Here is a 5258-nt window from a genome sequence, read left to right on the forward strand (position 1 = left end):
CGGCGCGGCAGGGCGACGGGGGCGGCCCGCCCGCGGGGGCCCCCGGCGGCCCGGCGTCCCCCGGGGACGGGACCGCCCCGCAGACGGGGAGCGAGGCCGCCTCCCTGCTGGGCGGGCCCTGGCTGTGGTGGCTGAGCCTGCTCGTCTTCGCGGTGTTCACGGCGCTGGCGGGAGCCGTCTTCTGGCTCGCGCTGCGCTTCCGGCCCCCCACCGGAGGGGACGAGAATGGTCCCGACGCCACGCCCGCCACCTCCCCACCCCCCGGCGAGGAGGCGCCCCACCGCGTCCGCGCCGCGTACCGGGCGGCCCTGACGGCGCTGGGTGGAGTCGGCCTGGGCCGCGCGGGCTCCGAGACCCCCGCCGAACACGCGGGCCGCGCCGCCCTCGCCCTGCCGGACCTCGCCGGGCCGCTGGGCCTGCTCGTCGCCGCCTACGCGCCCGTGCGCTACGGGGGCCGCGTGACGGACGAGGACGCGGACGCTGCGGAAGAGGCCGCCCGCCGGGTCGCGGACCTCGCGGCGGGCGCCCGTCCAACCCAGGCGACGACAGAAGGCGGAACCCCATGACGAACGAAGCACTCTCCCCGGTCCAACCCTTCGCCCGCCGCATCCTCGACAACGTGGCGCGGGTGCTCGTCGGCAAGAAGGACGTGACGCGGCTCGCGCTGGCGGGCCTCCTCGCGGGCGGTCACCTCCTCCTCGAAGACGCCCCCGGCACCGGGAAGACGATGCTCGCGCGGGCGCTGGCCCTGTCTCTGGGGCTGGGCTTCCGCCGGGTGCAGTTCACCCCCGACCTGCTGCCGAGCGACGTGACGGGCGTGAGCGTGTACCGCCCCGCCTCCGGCGAGTTCGAGTTCGTGCCCGGCCCCATCTTCACCGGCCTGCTCCTCGCCGACGAGATCAACCGCGCCACCCCCAAAACCCAGTCCGCCCTGCTGGAGGCGATGGGCGAGGGGCAGGTCACCGAGTCGGGCGTCACCCACGTCCTGCGCAGGCCCTTCGTGGTGGTCGCCACCCAGAACCCGGTCGAGCACGAGGGGACGTACCGACTGCCCGAAGCGCAGCTCGACCGCTTCCTCCTCAAGCTCTCGGTCGGCTATCCCACGCTGGAGGAGGAGGTGCGGCTGCTCGCCCGCCTCCAGGGGGAGCACCCCATCGAGACGCTCGGGCCCGTCGCCACGCCCGCCGACCTGCTCGCGGCTCAGGGGGCCGCGCGCCGGGTGCGGGTGGCGGACGACCTGCGGAGGTACGCGGCGGCCCTGAGCGCCCGCACCCGCGCCCACGGGCAGGTGGCGCTGGGCGGCGGTCCGCGCGCCAGCCTCGCTCTGCAAGGGGTCGCGCAGGCCCTCGCGGCGCTGCACGGGCGGGACTTCGTGCTCCCCGACGACGTGAAGGCCGCCGCCCCCGGCGTGCTCGCCCACCGCCTGAGCCTGCGGGTGGAGGCGCGGCTGGCGGGCGTCCGGCCCGAGGAGGTCGTCGCCGACGTGCTGCGTCAGGAGCCCGTGCCCGCCGAGCCCGTGGGGCACAGCCTCTGAACCTCGCCGCCCTCCTCTTGGCCCTGGCCGCCGTGCTGGCGGTCGTGCTCGCCGCCTTCCTCATCGGGCGCCGCCCGCCCCGCGTCACCCTCACCCGCGAGTTTCCGGGGCAGGGCTTCGAGGGCACCCGCCTGCCCTACCGCGTCCGGGTGGAGGTCGAGACGCGCTGGCCGCTGCGGATCGTCGTGGAGGACCCCACGCCGCTCGCCGTCGTCGCGGGCGAGGCGTTCGCGCTCGGTGGCCTGACCGTCGGGCGCAGCGTGGCCGAGCGGGCGACCACCCTCACCCTCAACCGCCGGGGCGAGTACGCCTGGGAGGGGGGAACCCTGCGCTGGGCCGATCCGCTGGGGCTCTTCTGGCACACGGCACCCCTGAACGTCCCCGCCCGGCTGGAGGTCTACCCCGGCACCCACGGCCTGATCCTCCCCGACCTGCTGCGCCCCGTGCTCAGCGAGGGCACCCTGTCGCGCACCCTGGGGCTGGAGGACCCCATCAGCCTGCGGGGAGCGAGGCCCTACGTGACCGGCGACCCCCCGGGCCGCGTGAACTGGCGGCTCTCGGCGCGCACGGGAGACCTCACCGTCCGCGAACTCGACCGGACGGCGGCGAGCAGCGTGACCGTCTTCCTCGACCTGAACGGCCCCCCGGTGTACGTGGACAGCGCCGTGAGATTGGGAGCGAGCCTGGTGCAGGAGGCGCTGGCCCTCGACCTCCCCGCGGGCGTCGCCACGAGCGCCGGGGCCACGCCGACCGGGCGCACGCCCGAGACGCTGCGGGCCGCCCTGCGCCGCCTCGCCGGGGCCGCGCCCGACCTGGGGCCATCCGTCATCCCGCCCGTCCGCGCCGGGGGCAACCTGATCGTCCTGACCCAGCGCGCGGGCCCTGCCCTCGTCGAGCAAGCCCTGCGTGCCCGCGCCACCGCCTCCCGCGTGGTGATCGTCGCCGTCCCCGAGGGCTTCTACCTCGAACCCGGGGAGACGCCCAGGCGCCAGTGGGTCGGGGCGCCGGACACGGTGCGCGAACTGGAACGCCGGGCCGGGGTGCTGGCCGAGGCGGGGGTACTCGTGTTCGTGCTGCGGGGGAACCAGAGCGTGCTGAGGCTGGGGGGGTAAGAAATTTCCTTGTAGATCGCGTTGGCCGCCCCATGCCTCTTACCCTTCAAGTAAGGTCGTATTTGAAATAACGCTTTGTGCTGCGCTTACCTCGTTTTGCAATGAGATAGAACGCTTGCTTGTGTTGATGATGCCACAGCGCCTCGTGGATGATGGCTTCGTTTCGGTCCTGGGTTTGCACTCGGTCCCCCACGCCGAAGGGCACATCACGCAGTTCACGCCATAACCCGGGCCGTACCCGGAAAACTTGGTCGCCATACCCAAGGGCAAAGTATTCGCCTTCCTCGCCGCGCAGCTCGAAAACCCGACCGTACGGCCCCAAAGCTCTCCAAGCGTCGAGGTCGTCAGGGTGGATGAGATGGCTGCCATGTTCCTCGAACCAGGGATACAGCCCGAACCGACGAACCTTCTCCATGCCTTTTCAAGTTATCTCAGAAAAGGACGGGCTCTACCTTCCACTTCTTCCCACGATCCCCGGCAACTTGTCCTCCAGCCGCAGCATCGGCAGGTCGAACACCGTGCGCGCGGGCTCGTTCGGCGCGGTGTTGCCCTCCTTGAGCATCGCGTACTGGTCGCGGGTGATGGGCGGCTTGGGGAGAACTTGCATCGCGGGCACGGCCAGGTCCATCAGCGCGAGCGGCACGGGCACGATGGGCTTTTTCTTGCCCAGGGCCGAGAGTTCGAGTTCGAGCAGTTGCCGGAAGGTGAACTCCTCGGGGCCCGTGAGGTCGTAGGTCTGCCCCACCGTCTCGGGCCGTTCCAGCGCCCCCGCGAAGGCGCGCGCCACGTCCTCCACGCTGACGGGCCGGAAGGGGAACCTGCCGTCGCCGATCTGGGGCACGATGGGGGCCGTGCTCACGAGTTCGCGCAGCACCCGCCCGAAGAAGTCGTCCCCGGGTCCGAAGATCAGGCTGGGCCGGAAGATGGTGAAGGCCAGCCCGCTCTCCCGCACCAGACGCTCGGCGCGGCCCTTCGTGCTGGAGTACCGGCTGCCGCTGTCCTCGCGGGCCCCGAGCGCGCTCATCTGCACGTACCGGGCGCCGCGCGGGGTGGCCGCCAGGACGTTGCGGGTGCCCTCAAAATGCACGCGCTCGAAGGTCTGCGCCCCCGCCTCCTGGATGATGCCGACGAGATGGATGACGGCATCCGGGTTCGCCTCGCCGAAGACGCGCAGCACGGCGCCGGGGTCGGTCACGTCGAGCGTGACGCCCTGGGTGCCCGGCAGCGCGGTTCCGCGCCGTGACCCGGCGACGACCGTGTGCCCACGCGAGACGAGTTCGCTGACGACCGCCCTGCCGACAAATCCCGTGGCCCCTGTGACGAGTACCCTCATGCGTGCTCCTCTCCGTTCGGCTGGGCCGCCCGCGCGGCGATCTCGCGCAGGGCGTCGAGCCGCAGCAGGGTGATGTGGCGGTACCCGGTCTCGATGAGTCCCGCGTCGCGCAGCTCGGTGATGACCTTGCTCACGCTCTCGCGGGTGCTGCCCGAGCCCTCCGCGAGGAGTTCGTGGGTGGCGCGCACGTACAGGCGGTCTTCGGTGTCCTCGGCCCCCAGCGGCGTGTCGGCGAGTTCGAGGAGGTAGCGCACCACCCGCACCCGCAGGTCCCCGCTCTGGAGGTGGACCTCGTGCGTGATCGTGCGCTGGAGCTGGTCTCCGAGGTTGCGCGCCACGTCGAGCAGGGTCCGCTCGTCGAGTTCGGTGGGGTCGAAGGTCGTGATCGTCGCGTTGGTGAGCGCCTCGGCGCCCTGAGGGTGGAGGTGCCCGGTCAGGGTGTCTTCCCCGAAGTAGTCGCCCGGCAGGACGTGCCGCACGGTCAGGGTCCGCCCGCGCGGGGTGAGCTGCACCAGCCGCACCAGGCCGGTGTCCGCCCGGAAGAGGTTGCCCCCGCCCTCGCCCTGGCGGTACACGAACTGCCCGCGCTGATACCGCGTCTTCTGGGCCATCTCAGTCGCCCCCCATCCGCGAGGCGCGCAGGTGCGCCGTGATCAGGTCCGCCGCGCGCACCACGTCGGGGCCCGCGTACCTTCCGCCCAGCTCGGCGGCGAGGTCGGGGTGGGCGTTGAGCAGGGCGCCCCCGTAGAACACGGGCATCTCCAGCCCCGCGAGGTCACGGCGCTGGGCGCGGGTCCCCTCCAGCGCCCACTCGCCGTTCAGGGCGATGAGCACCGCGTCGGCCCGCCGCTGCCGGGCGTACACCACGAGGTCGCCCAGCGGCATGTTCGCCCCCAGGTACTCGGTCTGCACCCCGCGGCGGCGCAGCACGAGCGAGATCATCATCAGCCCGAGTTCGTGCTGCTCGCCGGGCGCGCAGGCGGCGATCACCCGCGGCCCGAATTCGCTTTCGACCCCCGCCGCGTCAAGCAGCGCCTCCAGCCGCCCGCGCAGGAAAGCGCTCGCCCGGTGCTCGTGCGCCACCGTGATGTCCCCGCGCTCCCAGCGCGCCCCGATCTCCACGAGCACCGGGCTCACCACCCCCGTCAGCACCTCCTCCACCGGCAGGTGCGCGTGCGCCTGGGCGAGCACCCGCCCCGCCTGCGTCAGGTTCCCGCCGACGAGCGCCTCCAGCAGGGCCGGGGCAGGGCGCCCACGGGAAGCTGGGACGGGGCGGGGC

General features: G+C 73.1%; 7 protein-coding genes. 3 read left to right on the plus strand and 4 right to left on the minus strand.

What is annotated here, in order from left to right:
- The 3 genes from A7B18_RS20855 to A7B18_RS20865 form a co-directional block, all read left to right on the plus strand.
- Positions 1-566 (plus strand): DUF4129 domain-containing protein (locus A7B18_RS20855; RefSeq protein ID WP_146009638.1); only part of this gene is annotated, 566 nt, incomplete at its 5' end.
- On the plus strand, positions 563-1534 hold the full coding sequence (locus tag A7B18_RS20860; protein ID WP_102128585.1) for an AAA family ATPase: 972 nt from the start codon (positions 563-565) through the stop codon (positions 1532-1534). The genes A7B18_RS20855 and A7B18_RS20860, both read left to right, overlap by 4 nt.
- Positions 1535-1557: 23 nt before the next feature.
- Positions 1558-2646, plus strand: coding sequence for a DUF58 domain-containing protein (locus A7B18_RS20865; RefSeq protein ID WP_245873001.1), 1089 nt, complete (start codon positions 1558-1560; stop codon positions 2644-2646).
- 46 nt (positions 2647-2692) lie between these two features.
- Here the strand turns inward: A7B18_RS20865 and A7B18_RS21660 are convergent, their stop codons facing one another.
- The 4 genes from A7B18_RS21660 to A7B18_RS20880 all read right to left on the minus strand — a co-directional run.
- Positions 2693-3061 carry a DUF6960 family protein gene (locus tag A7B18_RS21660; protein WP_146009639.1) on the minus strand — a complete coding sequence of 123 codons (369 nt, stop codon included), beginning with the start codon at positions 3059-3061 and terminating at the stop codon, positions 2693-2695.
- Between the two features lie 33 nt (positions 3062-3094).
- Positions 3095-3979 (minus strand): complex I NDUFA9 subunit family protein, encoded by an 885-nt coding sequence (locus tag A7B18_RS20870; RefSeq protein ID WP_102128587.1) that lies wholly within the window; start codon positions 3977-3979, stop codon positions 3095-3097.
- Positions 3976-4590, minus strand: a complete 615-nt coding sequence (locus tag A7B18_RS20875) for a helix-turn-helix domain-containing protein (RefSeq protein WP_102128588.1) — start codon at positions 4588-4590, stop codon at positions 3976-3978. The genes A7B18_RS20870 and A7B18_RS20875 overlap by 4 nt, the downstream gene beginning before the upstream one ends.
- Before the next feature lies 1 nt (position 4591).
- A partial coding sequence (locus A7B18_RS20880) for a cobalamin B12-binding domain-containing protein (protein WP_146009640.1) occupies positions 4592-5258 on the minus strand: 667 nt, incomplete at its 5' end.

This window comes from Deinococcus planocerae (genome assembly GCF_002869765.1).
GTDB lineage: Bacteria > Deinococcota > Deinococci > Deinococcales > Deinococcaceae > Deinococcus > Deinococcus planocerae.

Coding starts and splice junctions, on each gene's coding strand:
- A7B18_RS20860 (WP_102128585.1), top strand. CDS start 563: ATGACGAACGAAGCACTCTCCCCGGTCCAACCCTTCGCCCGCCGCATC.
- A7B18_RS21660 (WP_146009639.1), bottom strand. CDS start 3,061: ATGGAGAAGGTTCGTCGGTTCGGGCTGTATCCCTGGTTCGAGGAACAT.
- A7B18_RS20870 (WP_102128587.1), bottom strand. CDS start 3,979: ATGAGGGTACTCGTCACAGGGGCCACGGGATTTGTCGGCAGGGCGGTC.
- A7B18_RS20875 (WP_102128588.1), bottom strand. CDS start 4,590: ATGGCCCAGAAGACGCGGTATCAGCGCGGGCAGTTCGTGTACCGCCAG.